11 protein-coding genes are annotated in these 16,582 nt (G+C 70.0%); 7 read left to right on the top strand and 4 right to left on the bottom strand.

Translation table 11 applies throughout. The features are described 5' to 3' along the window. The first annotated feature begins 563 nt into the window (after window positions 1–563). The 3 genes from pip to Ato02nite_RS04620 all read left to right on the top strand — a co-directional run bounded on the left by pip (window position 564) and on the right by Ato02nite_RS04620 (window position 9,042). Window positions 564–1,529 (top strand): prolyl aminopeptidase, encoded by a 966-nt coding sequence (pip, locus tag Ato02nite_RS04630; protein ID WP_246606082.1) that lies wholly within the window; start codon window positions 564–566, stop codon window positions 1,527–1,529. 224 nt (window positions 1,530–1,753) lie between these two features. Continuing rightward, complete coding sequence (locus Ato02nite_RS04625; protein ID WP_213005101.1) at window positions 1,754–7,879, top strand: type I polyketide synthase; 6,126 nt, start codon at window positions 1,754–1,756, stop codon at window positions 7,877–7,879. Beyond that, window positions 7,879–9,042, top strand: a complete 1,164-nt coding sequence (locus tag Ato02nite_RS04620) for an MDR/zinc-dependent alcohol dehydrogenase-like family protein (RefSeq protein WP_213005100.1) — start codon at window positions 7,879–7,881, stop codon at window positions 9,040–9,042. Before Ato02nite_RS04625 ends, Ato02nite_RS04620 begins: the two co-directional genes overlap by 1 nt. Before the next feature lie 17 nt (window positions 9,043–9,059). Here Ato02nite_RS04620 and rfbD read toward each other — a convergent pair whose 3' ends face one another. Together rfbD and rfbB are read right to left on the bottom strand one after the other, a co-directional pair. Further along, the gene (rfbD, locus tag Ato02nite_RS04615; RefSeq protein WP_213005219.1) at window positions 9,060–9,905 is read right to left on the bottom strand and encodes a dTDP-4-dehydrorhamnose reductase; all 846 of its coding nucleotides are present in this window, start codon (window positions 9,903–9,905) and stop codon (window positions 9,060–9,062) included. Then, complete coding sequence (gene rfbB / locus Ato02nite_RS04610; RefSeq protein ID WP_213005099.1) at window positions 9,905–10,882, bottom strand: dTDP-glucose 4,6-dehydratase; 978 nt, start codon at window positions 10,880–10,882, stop codon at window positions 9,905–9,907. The genes rfbD and rfbB overlap by 1 nt, the downstream gene beginning before the upstream one ends. Before the next feature lie 45 nt (window positions 10,883–10,927). On the opposite strand from rfbB, the gene rfbA reads away from it, so the two are divergent. Both rfbA and Ato02nite_RS04600 read left to right on the top strand, forming a co-directional pair. Then, entirely contained in the window at window positions 10,928–11,800 is an 873-nt protein-coding gene (gene rfbA, locus Ato02nite_RS04605; RefSeq protein ID WP_213005218.1) for a glucose-1-phosphate thymidylyltransferase RfbA, read from the top strand. Window positions 11,801–11,907: 107 nt separating this feature from the next. Next, entirely contained in the window at window positions 11,908–13,032 is a 1,125-nt protein-coding gene (locus Ato02nite_RS04600; protein ID WP_213005098.1) for an oxidoreductase, read from the top strand. A gap of 12 nt (window positions 13,033–13,044) precedes the next feature. Here the strand turns inward: Ato02nite_RS04600 and Ato02nite_RS04595 are convergent, their stop codons facing one another. After that, window positions 13,045–13,608 (bottom strand): dTDP-4-dehydrorhamnose 3,5-epimerase family protein, encoded by a 564-nt coding sequence (locus Ato02nite_RS04595; RefSeq protein WP_213005097.1) that lies wholly within the window; start codon window positions 13,606–13,608, stop codon window positions 13,045–13,047. A 281-nt stretch (window positions 13,609–13,889) separates the two neighbouring features. Then, window positions 13,890–14,453, bottom strand: a complete 564-nt coding sequence (locus Ato02nite_RS04590; RefSeq protein ID WP_213005096.1) for a helix-turn-helix transcriptional regulator — start codon at window positions 14,451–14,453, stop codon at window positions 13,890–13,892. Window positions 14,454–14,501: 48 nt separating this feature from the next. On the opposite strand from Ato02nite_RS04590, the gene Ato02nite_RS04585 reads away from it, so the two are divergent. Continuing rightward, window positions 14,502–15,323, top strand: a complete 822-nt coding sequence (locus tag Ato02nite_RS04585; protein WP_213005095.1) for a class I SAM-dependent methyltransferase — start codon at window positions 14,502–14,504, stop codon at window positions 15,321–15,323. A 381-nt stretch (window positions 15,324–15,704) separates the two neighbouring features. After that, a complete protein-coding gene (locus tag Ato02nite_RS04580) occupies window positions 15,705–16,580 on the top strand; it encodes a fumarylacetoacetate hydrolase family protein (protein ID WP_213005094.1) in 876 nt (291 codons plus the stop codon). The last annotated feature ends 2 nt before the right edge of the window (window positions 16,581–16,582 follow it).

Raw genomic sequence — 16,582 nt, 5'->3', positions numbered from 1 at the left:
GCGATGCGTGATCGCACTCGGGCGCGCAACTATTCGCCAGCGAATGCGGAATTTCGGCGGGAACACGCGCGTCATCGGCAATGGGGTTTGGCGCGGCGTCACGCGCGCAAGCAATGCCGGCCGCACGGCTGCTCCCGCACGTGCGGGGAGGTGGGCTTGCACGATGAGGCCGAGCCGGTCCCGCCGCTGATCTGGCCCGACGAGGCAACCTTGACCCAGCGACCGTCGCCCCGACGTACATGCTTGATCTTGGGGACAAGGCAAGCCGTCAAGGCGGCGACCTGCCCACAATGGCGGGTCGGTGCGACGCAACGAATGACATCGACCGTCCTCGGCCGCGCACCAACGGCATCCGAAATGCGCTATGCAGGATTGCGGAATTAGGATTCCGTTCATATCCGAAACGGTTGACGCGCGGCGAAAAATACTTTGTCGCGAGTGCGGCCGGGCGCACCGAAATCGGTAGAAGCGGCCGGCCCGGACCACAAGGTCGGCCCTGCCGCAAGACCTACTACCAACGCCAATAGGTCAGTTCCGGAGATCCGGTTTGATACCGTCCCATGGTGCTGCCACCCGAAACCCAGCTCCTTCCCGAAGTCGAGCCCTATGCGACCCACAGCATCGACGTCGGCGACGGCCACACGCTGTATGTCGAGGAGGTGGGCAACCCGGCGGGCATCCCGGCGGTCTTCCTGCACGGCGGCCCCGGCGGTGGCCTCGCGCCTTTCATGCGGCGGTTCTTCGATCCCGCCCGCTACCGGATCGTCCTGTTCGACCAGCGCGGCGCCGGTCGCAGCACCCCGCTGGGCTCCCTGCACAACAACACCACCTGGCATCTGGTCGCCGACATCGAGACGATCCGCCGCCGGTTGGGCATCTCCGCCTGGCTGGTCTTCGGCGGTTCGTGGGGGTCGGCGCTCGCGCTGGCCTATGCCGAGACCCACCCGGCCGCGGTGACGGGCCTGATCCTGCGCGGCATCTGCCTGGTGCGGGCGGCCGAGCGGGAGTGGGTCTACCAGCGCGGTCTCGATCGCCTGCAACCCGAGGAGTGGCAGCGTTTCATCGAGCCCATCCCGCCCACGGAGCGCGACGACATCCTGGCCGCCTACCACCGCCGGCTGCTCGGCCCCGACCCCGACGAGGCCCGTAAGTGCGCCGACGCCTGGATGCGCTGGGAGGCCATCATGTCCACGCTGGTCCCCGACCCGGCCCTGATCGACTCCTTGACGGCCGACGAGACGGTTCTGCCGGCTGCGCGGATCCTCGCCGACTACGCCGTCAACGGCGGGTTCTTCACCCCGGAGACCCAGCTCCTGGACGACATCGACCGCATCCGCCACATCCCCGGCGTCATCATCCAGGGCCGCTACGACCAGTGCTGCCCACCGATAACGGCGTACGACCTGGCGACCCGCTGGCCGGAGGCCGACTTCCAGATGGTCCCGGCCGCCGGGCACGCCTCACTCGAGCCCGCCATCACCGCCCGCCTGATCGCGGCCACCAACGATTTCGCCGACCGGCTCACCTGATCGGTGCGGGCGTCGCCCACGCCCGCTGACCAGGGCAGACATGGCAATGTACGTGGCTGATAAGACCACGTCGATCGGCCTCCTCAGCCTGGCTATCGGGTAGGCGCGAACCGTTGAGTGAGCGCCGACACTCTTGGTATGGTCGCTCCTCTTATGTAGACACTGCGTCTGCTGAAGAGATCACGGGGGCGTGAATGGCGGGGGCGAAGTCTGTGCTGGACGCGGTGGATCTCGCCGCACGGAATCGGCCGGACCAGGTGGCCTACCGTTTTCTGCATACCGGCGACGCGGACGGCGCCGTCACGGAGTGGACCTACCTAAGGCTGCGCGCCGAGGTCGACAGCGTGGCCGAAACCTTGAGTTCGTCGCTGCCGGCCGGCTCACGCTGCCTGCTGCTGTACCCACCTGGACTGGACTTCGTCGCCGGTTTCCTGGGCTGCCTGCGCGCCGGGATGGTAGCGGTACCTGCGTACCTGCCGGAGGCCGAACAGCAGTGGCCACGAGCACTGCGGCGTTCGCTCGCCGTGGTGCGGGACTGCGATGCGACCGCTGTGCTCACCGGTCCCGAGGGCGACGACCTCGCCCGCCGCGCCACGGAACTGGACCCGGCGTTCGCCCCATTGCGCTGGCTCCGGGCCGGCGAGGCGTCCGGGGCCGGCCGGGCGCCCGAGGCCGGGCCGGCAGAGGTGGCTTTCCTGCAGTACACCTCGGGCTCCACCGGAACGCCGAAGGGCGTGGTGGTCACGCACGGCAACCTTGCCGCCAATCTGCGCGCCCAGCACGCCGCCTGGCAGCAGGACGCTGCCCGGGTCGTGTCGTGGCTACCCGTCTACCACGACATGGGCCTCGTCGGCGGGCTGCTGTACTCCCTGTGGACCGGTGGCACCACCACCCTGATGACGCCCGGGGCGTTCGTTGCCCGGCCGGTGCGATGGCTGCGGGCACTGAGCCAATTCGGCGGCACCTTGAGCCTGGCGCCCAACTTCGGCTACGAGCTCTGTCTGCGCAAGGTGGCTGAGGACGATCTGGCCGGGATCGACCTCTCGGCGTGGCAGATGGCCGGCAACGGCGCCGAACCGGTGCGCGCGAGCACCCTACGCGGATTCGCGACGCGGTTCGCCGCCGCCGGGCTCGACCCGGCGGCGCTGCAGCCCTGCTACGGGCTGGCGGAGGCGACATTGCTCGTGACGTCGGCATCGGGCGGGCCGGCGGCCGGAGGCGCCACCGCGTGTGGTGACCCGCCGCCCGGCACCGAGGTGCGCATCGTCGATCCGGACACCGCCACCGAGGTGCCGGCAGGCGAGCCGGGCGAGATCTGGATCCGCGGCGGCGGCGTAGCCGCGGGCTACTGGAACCGCCCGGACGAGACGGAGGAGACCTTTCGCGCGCGCCTGGCCGACGGCGACGGGCCGTTCCTGCGCACCGGTGACCTCGGCGCCCTGCGGGCCGGCGGGCTGCACATCCTGGGCCGCCGCAAAGATCTGGTGATCATTGACGGCGTCAATCACTACCCGCAGGACATCGAGCTGACGGCCGAGCTCGGCCACTCGGCCGTCCGCCCCGGTTGTGTCGCCGTGTTCGGCGTCGAACACGACGGCGCCGAACGGGTCGTCGTGGTGGCCGAGGTCACCACCGCCGGCCCGGCGGTGGAGGCAGCCGTCCGCGACGCCATCGTGCACGAGCATCAGATCCCGGTGCATGAGGTGGTCCTGCTCGAGCCGCGCACGATCTCGAAGACCTCCAGCGGAAAGATCCAGCGGCGGGACACCGCGGAGCGGTACGCCGCCGGCACTCTGCGTCGGCATCCCGTCGCCCCGGCGGGCGAGCCGCCGACACCGCCCGGCCCGGCGGAAACCCGGGCTTGGCTGGTCGCGCATCTGGCCGGTGCGCTCGACTGCCCGGTCGCCGAGGTCCGCCCGGCCGACCCGTTCCAGATTCAGGGGCTGGTGTCCAACCAGGTCGTCGCCCTCGCCGCCGAGCTTTCGTCGTACACGGGCCGCCCGTTCAGCGTGGGCGACGTGTACGGCCATCCGACCGTCGATGCGCTGGTCAGATACGTCTGCGGGACCGGAGCCGGCGATCGCGCGGCGGACCGGCCCGCGCCGGCGGACAATCCGGCGGGGGCTGTCGCCATTGTCGGAATCGGTTGCCGGTTTCCCGGCGCCGAGGGACCCGCCGCATTCTGGAAGCTGCTGCGCGACGGTGTCGAGGCGATCCGCGACGTGCCCGGCGAACGCTGGGATGTCGACGAGTACTACCAGGCGGGCGGCCCGGCACCGGGCCGGATGTACACCCGGCGGGGCGGTTTCCTCGATGACGTCGCCGGCTTCGACGAGGCGTTCTTCGGGCTTTCCGCGGCCGAGGCCAGATACCTCGACCCACAGCAGCGCCTGCTGCTGGAGACAGCGTGGTCGGCCATGGAGGACGCCGGCATCGATCCGGCGGCCCTCGCCGGCACCGCCACCGGCGTCTACATCGGGCTGACCACCGGCGACTACGCGAATCTCATGGCGGCTTCCGGAGTCAATGCCGGCCCGTACGCCGCAACCGGCAACGTCGCCTGTATGGCCGCCAACCGGGTCTCGTACACGTTCGATCTGCGCGGCCCCAGCCTCACCGTCGACACTGCCTGCTCGTCCTCGCTGGTCGCGGTGCACCAGGCGGTTTCCGCGATCAGGGCCGGCGAGATCGATGCCGCGCTCGTCGGCGGCGTCAACCTCTCGCTCTCGCCGACCACCACGGTGGCGCTGTGCCAGAGCGGCGCTCTGTCGCCGGACGGTCGGTGCTACACGTTCGACGCACGGGCCAACGGCTACGTTCGCGGGGAGGGCGCCGGCCTGGTCCTGCTCAAGCCGCTCGCGCGGGCGGTCGCGGACGGCGACCGGATCTACGCGGTGATCCGGGGCAGCGCGGTCAACCAGGACGGCCGCTCCAACGGGCTGACCGCGCCCAACCCGCAGGCACACGCCCGGGTCATCCGCAGGGCTTACGAGAACTCCGGTATGGACCCGGCCGGAATGCGCTACGTCGAGGCGCACGGAACGGGGACCGCCCTGGGCGACCCGATCGAGGCGAGCGCCGTCGGCATGGTGCTGGACGGGCTGCTACCGCCGGGGGAACGCTGCGCGATCGGCTCGGTCAAGACCAACATCGGCCATCTGGAGTCGGCGGCCGGCGTAGCCGGACTGATCAAGGTGGCATTGGCCCTGCACCACCGGCAGCTGCCACCCAGCCTGCACCACGAGCACACCAACCCGCACATCGACCTCGACGCGCTCGGTCTGCGAATCCCCGGCGGGCTCGAGCCCTGGCCCGCCGGCGACGGACCGCGGGTGGCCGGCGTGAACAGCTTCGGCGTGGGCGGCACCAACGCGCACATCGTCCTCACCGACGCGCCACCGGTCGCGACCGGCCCGGCGGACGACGAGACACCCCAGCTGCTGGTGCTGTCCGGGCGGACGCCGGCCGCGGTGGGTGACCTCGCCCGCCGTCTCGCCGAGGCGTTGCCCGCGTCCGGCGCCGCCCTGTCCACGGTGTGCCACACCCTCGGATTGCGACGGGCTCAGCACGAACACCGGTGGGCCGTCGTTGCCAGGAGCACGTCCGAGGCGGCCGAATTGCTGGCGGAGGCGCCGGTGACCGCGGTCACCGGCCGGGTCCGTCCCGGCGCGGACGGGCGTGTCGTCTTCGTGTTTCCAGGCCAGGGCGGTCAATACGCCGGGATGGCGCGCGGCCTGTACCGCCACGACGAGCACTTCCGCGCCGCGTTCGACCGGTGCGCCCGGCACATCCGGCAGCATGCCGGCTTCGACCCGGTCGAGCAGCTGTACGCCGATGGCCCGGAATCCCGGATCGGCGAGGAGGCGGTGGTGCAGCCACTGCTGTTCGCCATCCAGGTCGCGCTCGTCGCCGCCTGGCGGGAGCGGGGCGTGCGGCCGGACGCCGTGGTCGGGCACAGCATGGGCGAGGTCGCGGCCGCGCACGTGGCCGGGGTGCTCGGCCTCGCCGAGGCCGCGGAGCTGACCTGCGTGCGGGCGGCGCTGCTGGCTGAGGTGCGCGGGCTGGGCGCGATGGCGGTCATCGGACTCGCCCGCGAGCGGGTGCTGGCCGAACTACCCGGTTATGCCGGACGACTGCACCTTGCCGCGGCCAACGGCCCGGCCATGTGCGTGGTCTCCGGAGACGCCGACGCAGTCGCCGATTTCCGGGCTCGCGCCGAGGCACTCGGCGTCTTCGCCCGAGCCGTGCGGGCGAGCGGGGCGGGCCACTCTCCGGTTGTGGAGCCGGTCGCCGCCGAGGTGGCCGTCCGCTTCGCCCGCCTGGCGGCCAAGCCGGCCGAGATCCCGCTGTACTCATCGGTGACCGGCACCTGGATCAGCGGAGAGGAGATGACCGGCGCCTACTGGGCCCGCAACCTGCGCGACCCGGTGCTGTTCCATCCCGCGGTCGAGAAGCTCGCGGCGGACGGTTACCGGGTGTTCCTCGAGATGAGCCCCAACCCGACCCTGGTCGTCCCGGTCCAGCAGGTCCTCGACGAAGTGCCCGCCCTCGCCGACGGACGGGCGATCGGCTCGCTGCGGCGGGACCAGGACGACCGCGGGTCGATGCTGGCGGCCTTCGGCGCGCTGTACGCCTGCGGCGCCTCGGTCGATCTGGCCGATGTCATACCCGTGGACGCGACCGTGGCGACGCTGCCGAGCGGCCCGTGGCAGCGGCGCCGGCATTGGTTCACCGGTGACGCCGCCGCGGACGGTGCGGTCGTGGACGTCGGCACGGCGGTTGCCGAAGCGTTCGCGGCGGTGCTGCGCACCGACCGAGTGCCCCCGGACGTCGGCTTCTTCGAGTTGGGCGGTTCCTCGTTGATGGCTGCGCAGATGCTGTACGACCTGCGCAGCCGGCTCGACCGGGACATCCCGCTGCGCCTGCTGTTCGACCACCCGAGCGTGGCCGACTTCACCGTGGCGCTGCTGGACCGGCCCGAGACGCGCGCGGGTTCGCACGTCGAGTCGCTCACCCGCGCCGACGGCGACGTGTTCCCGCTGACGTTCAACCAGGAGCGGCTGCTCGCCGACGGCGAAGTCACCACCACGATCGCCCAGCACCTGCGCCTCGAAGGTCCGCTGGACGTCGGCGCGCTGACCGAAGCCGTGACCCGAGTCGTTGAGCTGCACGACGGACTGCGCCTGGAGATGACCCCCGACGGGCGACAACGCATCGCCCCGTCACCGGTCGGCCCGGTCCTCGACGTGGCCGAGGCCACCGAGGACACGCTCGTCGGCCTGCTGCTCGCGGCGGAGACCGGACTGGCCGCGGACGGGGGGCGGTTGTTTCGCTTCGTGCTGCACCGCGTCGGACCGGAGTTGCACGTCCTCAGCGTCGTCGTGCACCACGTCGTAACCGATGGCTGGTCACAGGGAATCCTCTTCGCCGACCTGCTGACGGCGTACGAGGCGCGGCTGGCCGGCGTGCCCGACGGCCTCGTCGCCCCGCCGGTGCGGCTGGTGGACTTCGCCGCCTGGCAGCGTCGCCACTACTCCGGGGCCGAGCTGGAGCGCACCCTGGCGGCCTGGCGCGAACGACTGGCCGCCGCGCCCGCGCCCGACCTGCCGTTCGTGGCCGGGACCCGTGGGCCGCTCACGGCGGCGGTGCTCGACCGGATGTTGACCGCCGAAGAGGCCGGCGCGCTGGAGCGCACCGCCGGGACGACCGCGACCACCATGCCGATGCTGGTGCTCACCGCGTTCATGCTGGCCCTGCACCATGCGAGCGGGCAGCCTCGGCTGAGCGTGCCGTCCAGCGCTTCCGGCCGGGACCGACCCGAGCTCGACCGTGTCGTCGGCTTCCTCTCCACCTCGCATCTGGTCACGGCCGACATCGCCGCGCCACGCACCGCCCGCGGCGCGCTCGCCGCCGTCCGCGACGCCCTGCTACTGGCCGACGAGGAGCAGGGCATATCGATGAGCCAGCACGCATACCTCGACGGTGTCCCGAGCGACACGTTGCCCTATCGGGTCTCGCTCAACTACCTGCCCGACGTCGAACTGCCGCGCACCCTCGGCGAGGCCGCGGTGACGATGCTGCCCCGGATGAGCGAGTTCGGCCTCACCCGCGACATCGTGCTGCTGGCCCGCCGCGAGGCCCGCGCCCTGCGGCTGTCCTTCGCGTACGCCGACGGCGTCGTCGCCCGCGACGGCCTGGAGCGTCTCGCCGACGACGTTGTCGGCATGCTGCACCTTCTCGCCAATGACCTCGACGCACCGCTGCCGCGGACCGCCGCCGGCCTCGACGCACCGCTGCCGCGGACCGCCGTCGACCTCGACGCGGCTGCCCTGCGGGCAAGGGAGAGCTGATGACCACCACCCAGGCCTGGATCCTGCCGGCCGGCGAGCCGGACGGCCCCACGCCAGGCGCCCTCGTGCCCGGCGAAATCACCTTGCCGGAGCCGGGGCCGCATGACGCACTCGTCGAGCCGGTCCTGGTCGGCTGGGAGGGCAACTGCTACCACGCCGTACAGCGCAGCCCGCTCGACATCGTCCGGGCCCGTGGCGAGGAACGCATCGTGCTCGGCAACTCCGGCGTCGTGCGGGTGCTACGCGCGCCGGCCGAGCCGACCCATGAGGTGCTGCGCGAGGGCGACCTCTGCATGATGCAGGCCAACGTCCGCCCGGACCGGTACGGGTACGGGCGCAACGGCGCGGCGTTCGGCTACGACGCCCCCGGCACCATCGGACTGCTGGCCCGCCGCACCGTGATTCCCGGACAGTGCCTGGTGCCGCTGCCACGCGACACCCCGCACACGGCGGAGCAGTGGGCCGCATTCTCCATCCGCTACGTCACCGCCTGGGCGAACTGGCGCGTCGCCTATGGAGCCTGGCGGTTGCAGCTGACCGAGGAGGACCAGGCATTCCCGTACGTGTGGGGGTGGGGCGGCGGCACCACCTTCGCCGAGCTCACGCTGGCGACCCTCCGCGACGGCGCCGACTCCACCATCATCACCTCGCACGACCACCGCATGGCCCTGGCGAAGGAGTACGGCCTGTCCGCGGTCGACCGGCGGGCGTTCCCCGACATCGCCTACGACGAGCAGCGTCGTGACCCGGCCAGCAAGGCCCGGCACCGGGCCTCCCAACAGGCGTTTCTTGACGCGGTGCGGGACGGCACCGATGGCCTCGGCGTCTCGATCTTCGTCGACTATCTCGGCGGCTCGCTGCTGCCCGCCACTCTCAAGGCGCTCGCGCGGCAGGGCGTGATCACCACGGCGGGCTGGCGCGACGGGCTGAAGACGGTCTTCGTCCGCGCCATCGAATGCATCGAGCGGCATCAGCACATCCAGACTCATTACGCCCGGCGCAGCGAAGTCCTGGACGCGATGGCGTTCGGCGAGCGACGTGGCTGGATGCCGCCACCGGTGACGATCAGCACCACGCCGTACGAAGACCTGCCCGCGCTGGTCGAGGACTACGCCGCCAACCGCGTCCCGGCGTACTTCCCGCTAATCCGGGTCAACCGATGACCGGCGCCGGCGACTGATCAGCGAAGCAGAGCCGGCATCGCCGCGGCCAGCATCGGTCGCCAGTCCGGCAGCGGGTCGACGCCCGTCATCGCCCACCGGTCGTGGCCCAGCACGCTGTACGCCGGCCGCCGAGCCGGCCGCCGGAACCGGTCACTGGTGGTCGGCCGCAATCGGTTCGGGTCGAGACCGGCCTCGGCGAAGACCGCCCGAGCCAACCCGTACCAGGTGGTCGACCCGCCAGCGGTGCCGTGATAGACACCGGGGGCAGCCGTGCCGGCCGCGGCCGCGCCCGCCAGCGCGACCGCCTGGCGGGCGAGAGCGTACGACCAGGTCGGCGCCCCCTGCTGGTCGTCGACGACGTCCACGGTGTCTCGTTCGGCGGCCAGCCGCAGCATGGTGCGGACGAAATTGGGGCCGTGGGCTCCGTACAGCCACGTGGTCCGCACGACGTACCCCCCGGCCGCCAGGACTGCCTGTTCACCGAGTGCCTTGCCCCGCCCGTACGCGTTGATCGGTGCGGGCTCCGTCGCTTCGGCGTACGGGAAGGTGGTGCGGCCGTCGAAGACATAGTCGGTGGAGAAGTGGATCAGCCGCTTGCCGGCCGCCTCGGCGAGGTGCCGGACGGCGTGCCCGTTGACCGCGGTGGCCGCCTCCTCGGCGTTCTCGGCGCCGTCCACGTCGGTCCAGGCGGCGGCGTTGAGCACGACATCGGCGGCGGCGACTGCCTCGCGCACTGCCATTTGGTCGGTGACGTCCAGATCGGCGCGGGTCGCGGCCACCGCGTCGGTCTCGCCCACCTTGGCCAGCACTGCGGTGAGGTCCTGGCCGAGCATCCCGGCGGCGCCGGTGACCAGCCAGCGCATCAGGCAGCGCCGCGGGTCTTGAGCGGCTCCCACCAGTCGCGGTTGGCCCGGTACCAGGTGACCGTGGAGGCCAGCCCTTCGTCCAGGCCGACCCTGGGCGCGTACCCCAGTTCGTCGCTGATCTTGGTGATGTCCAGCGAGTACCGGCGGTCGTGGCCCTTGCGGTCGGCAACCGGCCGCACCAGGTCCCAGTCGGCGCCGCACGCCTGGAGCAGTCGGCCGGTCAGCTCGCGGTTGGTCAGCTCGGAGCCGCCTCCGATGTGGTAGATCTCGCCGGATCTGCCTTTCTCCAGCACCAACTGGATGCCCCGGCAATGGTCGGAGACGTGCAGCCAGTCGCGGATGTTGCCGCCGTCGCCGTAGAGCGGCACCGGCATGCCGTCCAGCAGGTTGGTCACGAAGAGCGGGATGATCTTTTCCGGGTACTGGTGCGGCCCGTAGTTGTTGGAGCAGCGGGTGACCACGACGTCCATGCCGTGGGTTCGGTGAGCGGCCAGGGCCAGAAGATCGGAAGAGGCCTTCGAGGCGGCGTACGGCGAGTTGGGCGCGACGGGCCAGGTCTCGGTCCACGAGCCGTGCGCGATGGAACCGTAGACCTCGTCGGTGGAGACGTGCACGAACCGGCCGACGCGGGCGGCCCCGGCCGCGTCGAGCAGCGTCTGGGTGCCCAGAACGTTGGTGGTGACGAACGGGAGGGCCCCGGCGATCGACCTGTCGACATGGGACTCCGCCGCGAAGTGGACGACCGCGTCATGCCCGGGAAGGACGTCACGTACGAGGGTGGAATCTGCGATATCGCCCTGGACAAAGGTAAGGCGAGGATTCTGCATCGGCAGATTCGCGACATTGCCGGAGTAGGACAACAGGTCCAGGACGGTCACCGAGGCGTCCGCCGAACCCGCGTATTCGTCATTCAGAACTGCCCGCACGTAGGCCGAGCCGATGAAGCCGGCGCCGCCCGTCACGAGGATTCGCACAGTCGCCGAGTGTACACGGACGGTCCACTGTGTTTAGCCTTCACGGTGCGCGGAATTCTTCTCGCCGGTGGAACCGGCTCCCGACTTCGGCCGATCACCATGGCCATGTCCAAACAACTAATGCCCATCTTCGACAAACCGATGATCTACTATCCGTTGACCACTCTGGTATCCGCCGGCATCCGGGAGATTCTGGTAATCACCACACCGGAAAGCCAGCCGCATTTCCAGCGGTTGCTGGGTGACGGGAGCCGGTTCGGGCTCAGTCTCTCCTACGCGGAACAGGAGAACCCGGACGGCATCGCGCAGGCGTTCCGGATCGGCGCCGACTTCATCGGCGACGAGCCGGTCGCGCTCGTTCTCGGGGACAACATCTTCCACGGCGTCGGACTCGGCCGGCAGCTGGCCCGGTTCCGGCAGCCCAGCGGCGGGCACATCTTCGCCTACGCGGTCGCGGACCCGCATCGCTACGGGGTCGTGGCCCTCGACGACGCGGGCAAGGTCCTGTCGATCGAGGAGAAGCCCACCCGGCCCAGGTCCAGGTACGCGGTCCCCGGCCTGTACTTCTACGGTCCGGACGTGGTCCAGATCGCGGACAAGCTGGAGCCGAGCGCACGGGGCGAACTCGAGATCACCGCGGTGAACGAGGAGTACCGGCGCCGAGGCCGGCTCGAAGTCACCATCCTCGAGCGCGGCACCGTGTGGCTCGATACCGGGACCTTTCGGTCGATGATCCAAGCCTCCGAGTACGTGCGCGTGATCGAGGAGAGACAGGGCCTGAAGATCGGCTGCGTGGAGGAGGCGGCGTGGCGGCTCGGCCTCATCTCCGACGAACGGTTGCGGGAGCTGGCCGCGCCCCTGATGAAGAGCGGGTACGGCGAGTACCTGGTGATGCTGCTGAACGATCGCGTGCGATGAGGATTTGCCCGCGCAGCACTGCCCTTGCGGCTGAACAAAGTGGACGATTACGCTGCGCCATATGAGCGCCGGCCGCTGCGGCCGTGCTGGACGGGATGGGAGGGGGCTTGACCCTCGACGGATTGAACCGGCAGCCGCAGATCGGAAACACGCGACTTCAGGCGCCGATTGGATTGGCGCCTTTCAATTCGGGCATGTTCGGTCAAGACGGTTCCATCGGCACCGACGGGCTCTCGTTCTACCGGTCTTTCTGCAATGACAGGTTGGGCCTTCTGTGCGTCGGCGGCCTCGCGGTCGCGGCGGCCGGCCGGGCCAACCGGTCATCCATGTGCCTCGACCGCGACGAGCGCGCACACGGCCTTCGCCTGGTGTGCGAAACGGCCCACGCCGCCGGCGTCAAAGTCGCCGTCCAGATCGAACACGCGGGCCGGCAAACCGGGCCCCATGAGACCGGCCTACCCAGCGTCGCGGCCACCGCTGCGCCGTGCCCGGTCGTCGGAGGCTCGCCGAGCGCCCTCTCCCTGGGAGAGATATCGCTGATCGTCGACCAATTCGTACACACTGCGGAGATTGCCGCTCGCGCCGGCGCGGACCTGATCGAGGTGCATGCGGCACACGGCTACCTGCTGTCCGGATTTCTCTCCGCGGCGACCAACACACGCCAGGACCGGTATGGCGGGAACCTGGAGCGCAGGTTCCGCATCGTGCACGAGATCGTCACCCGGGCTCACGCCGCAGTCGGCCACCGCATCGGCATCCGGATCAACGTCCACGAGGACCTTCCTGGTGGCATGACACCCGACCAGGCAATCGCAGGTCTGCGGAATCTGCGCACCAAACTGGCATATATCAGTATTTCCGGCGGCATGTACACCCGCGCCCGCGACGTTATTATTCCGCGCCGCACATTGTCCCGGGCGCTTTGGCGCGACCAGGCCGCGACTGTACGGACGGAGCTCGGCGTGCCGGTGATGATTGCCGGCAATATCGATACACCCGAACTCGCCGCGTCTCTTCTGGAGCACAACGTCTCGGATGTGGTGTTGTTCGGTCGCTCGCTACTCGCGGACCCCGACATGCTGATTTCCGCCACGACCGGTCGTCAAATTCAGCCATGCACGGACTGCGGACAATGCAAATACCACACGAAGGGTTATCCACACATATACTGCCCGTTCCATCCCACGCTACGACCGCTTCGTTCTACCTGGAAACGCCGTCGCACTGATTGACTCGAGGGGCAGCTAATGGGCTGCTGGAAGCAGTCCGGCCACCAGTGCGTCGGTCAAAGTCGGTGCATGCTTGTCTCGCGCAGAGAGCCTGGGGGTGTCGACCGGCCAGGTGATCGCCAACCGAGGATCCAGCGGGTGTACCTCCCGCTCTCGGGCCGGGTCGTAAGCGGTGGAGCAAAGATACGCCACGGTCGCGCTTTCAGTAACCGAGCAGAAACCGTGACCCAGCCCTTCGGAGAGAAACACGGCACGCCTGTCCTTGTCGTCAAGGTAAACCGCATCCCAGCGACCGAAGGTCGCCGATCCGACCCGAAGGTCAACAATCACGTCGAACACTCTCCCCTGGACGCAGGTGACATACTTCGCTTGCCCCGGCGGAACATCCGCGTAATGGATACCACGCACCACACCATGGGCCGAAACAGAAATATTCGCCTGCGCGAACGCGAATGTTTCACCGGTCACCGCCGAGAGATGGTCGGCCCGATACCATTCGAGTAGGACGCCGCGAGCATCGCCGTGCAGTTCAGGAATAATTTCCCAGGCGCCCGATATAGATAGCGGTCGAATGATCACGGTGGAAACCTATCACCCTGCCATTCCTTTGCCGTAAGCGCCGGAGGGCGAAGCCGGCGCGGCCGCACGGTGCGTCATCGTCCAGGGTCGGTACGACCAGTGCTGCCCACCGATCACGGCCTACGATCTGGCCACCCGCTGGCCCGAGGCCGCCTTCCCGATCGTCTCGGCCGCGGGGCACTGCTCGCTCGCGCCCGGCGTCACCCCCGCCTGATCGCGGCCACCACCGAATTCACCGACCGGCTCAGCTGAGCCGAACCTCCCCAGCTGCGGTCCGGCGATCAGCTCGGGCCCAAGTGGGATCGTTCGCCCTCGTGGTCGAGGATGCACAGGATCTCGGCCGGGCCGCCGTTGGAACCGAACGCGTGCGGCACCATCGTCGAGAACTCGGCGGCCTCACCGGCCCGGACCACGATGGTTCGCTCGGCCAGGCGCAGCACCACGGTGCCGGACAGCACCACGAACCAGTCGCGACCCGGATGCACGCGCAGGTCGGCGGGGACGGGGCGGTCGACTCGCAGCTTCGCCACCGTCATGCCGATCGGGGCGCCCTCGCGCGACAGCAACCAGGTGGTGATGCCGCGGTTGTCGTCGTGGTGGGGGCGGATCACCACGTCCTCGTCGCGGCCCGACTCGACCAGTTGGTCCAGTGTCGTGCCCAGGGCCCGCGCGATCGGGGCCAGCTGGTCGAGGGCGATCCGGCGGTGGCCGGTCTCGATCCGGCTCAGCGTCGACGGGCTCAGGTAGCTGCGGGCCGCCAGCTCGTCCAGCGACCAGCCGCGCGCCACCCGCAACCCGCGGATGCGCTGACGAACCAGGGCATCCAACTCGCTGTCTTGCGTCATACGCAAGATTGTATGTCGTATACGCAAGACGGCGGTAGCGTCGGGGACATGGCACACGATCACGCACACGCGCACAGCCACCACGGGGACGGTGACCTCGCCGAGATGCTCGATCTCGACGCCGAGGTCCTGCACGACTACTACCGGGAGGTGATCGGCTGGGCCGGTTCGCTGGTCCCCGATCGCCCTCGCATCGTGGACCTCGGCGCGGGAACCGGCACCGGCACGCTCGCCCTCGCCCGGCAGCTGCCGAACGCCGAACTGACCGCCGTCGACATGGACGAGGACATGCTCGAACGGCTCCGCCACCGCGCCGCCGAGGCCGGCCTGGCCGAGCGCATCCGCACGGTTCGCGCCGACCTGGACGGAGACTGGCCCGGTCTGGGGCCGGCCGACCTCGTCTGGGCGTCGGCGTCGATGCACCACCTGGCCGACCCGGCCCGCACTCTCACCCAGGTCTACGCGACGCTGCGACCCGGCGGGGCCTTCATGATCACCGAGCTGGACGGGTTTCCCCGCTTCCTCACCGATCCGGCCGGGGCGGCCCTCGAGGAGCGCTGCCACGCCGAGCTGGCCCGCTTCCGCCAGGAGGCCGGCCTGCACATGGGTGAGGACTGGGGCGCCCGGCTCAAGGCCGCCGGGTTCGCGCTGGAGGGTGAGCGCCGGTTCGACATCGAGCTGCGACCGCCGCTGCCGCCGAACGCCGTCCGGTATGCCCAGGTGACCCTGCAGCGCACCCGGCAGCGCCTGGCCGACCGCCTCACCGGCGACGAGCTGACCGCGCTGGACGCGGCCGTGGCCGGCGCACCGGACCGCAACGACCTCACCATCCGCGCAACCCGCGACGTCTGGATCGGCCGCCGCCCCTGAGCGCCGCCCGACCAAAAGCCCACCCGGCGACCCCTGAGCGTCGGCCGCCGAAAGCCCACCCAGCAACCGCCGACCGTCACCCAGCCGAAGCCCGCCCAGCAACCGCTGGGCGTCACCCAGCCAAAGCCTGCCCGGCGACCGCTGAAGGGCGACGCGGGCGGGCGATGCATGGCGGAGCCTGCGAGCCCGGCTTCGCCGCCGGGCCCGCCCGGTGGCCGGGCGCGGAGCGTCACCACCCGCCCGGCCGGTCCCTGCGGCGGGGACTGTGCCCAACCCCGTACGGAAAAAGGGCGGCCTTGACACGCTCGGAGCGTGGGCGGAGGATTCCGTTTCAGAAAGCGGCTTTCGTAGAGCGAAAGCACGGCGACGGTTGGGGATGGCATGCGGCTGGTGACATTCGACGCGGGGCGGGTCGGGCGGATCGAGGATGACCTCGTGGTCGAGCTCGATTGCGGGTCTACGCGGGAGTTCTTCGAGCGGGGCGGCGCCGTGCCGGAGACCGGGGAGCGGCCGGCGCTCGACGCGGTGCGGCTGCGGGCGCCCATCGTGCCGAAGAAGTTCTTTCACACGGCCGGTAACTTCGCCGTTCACCACGAAGAGTTGCAGAAGGTCAGCTGGTCGCACCCGGTGCACAAGGGGATCGTGTTCTTCCAGAACGTCGACGCGATCATCGGGCCGGAGGACGACATCGTCTACCCGGAAGGGCTGACCAAGGAACTCGACTACGAGCTCGAGCTGGCAGTGATCATCGGGAAGTCGGGGCGGTGGTTCGGGCCGGAGGAGGCCGTCGACTACATCGCGGGGTACACGGTCTTCAACGACATCACCGCGCGTGACATTCAGCGGCGGGAGATGCAGTCGGGGGTGTTCTCATTTTCGAAGGGCATCGACACGTTCTGCCCGATCGGGCCGTGGATCGTGACCGCCGACGAGGTGCCCGACGCGCAGAAGCTCGCCATGGAGCTGCGGGTCAACGGTGAGGTGCGGCAGACCGGCAACACCGACAACATGGTGCTGTCGATTCCGCACCTGGTCGCACACCACTCGCCGCAGGGCTATTCGGCCGGTGACATCATCACCACCGGCACGATCTCGGGGGTGGCGGCGGTGCAGCCGAACCCGTTCGACTTCTACCTCAAGCCGGGCGACACCGTGGAAGCGGAGATCGCCGGTGTCGGGCTGCTGCGCAACCACGTGGTGCCGTGGAGCGCCGCGCACGACACCCCGCCCTACGCCAGCTCGCTCTACACGGACTGACG

The organism is Paractinoplanes toevensis, from assembly GCF_018332695.1.
Taxonomy (GTDB): domain Bacteria; phylum Actinomycetota; class Actinomycetes; order Mycobacteriales; family Micromonosporaceae; genus Actinoplanes; species Actinoplanes toevensis.
This window is presented reverse-complemented; position numbering and strand designations above follow the sequence as displayed.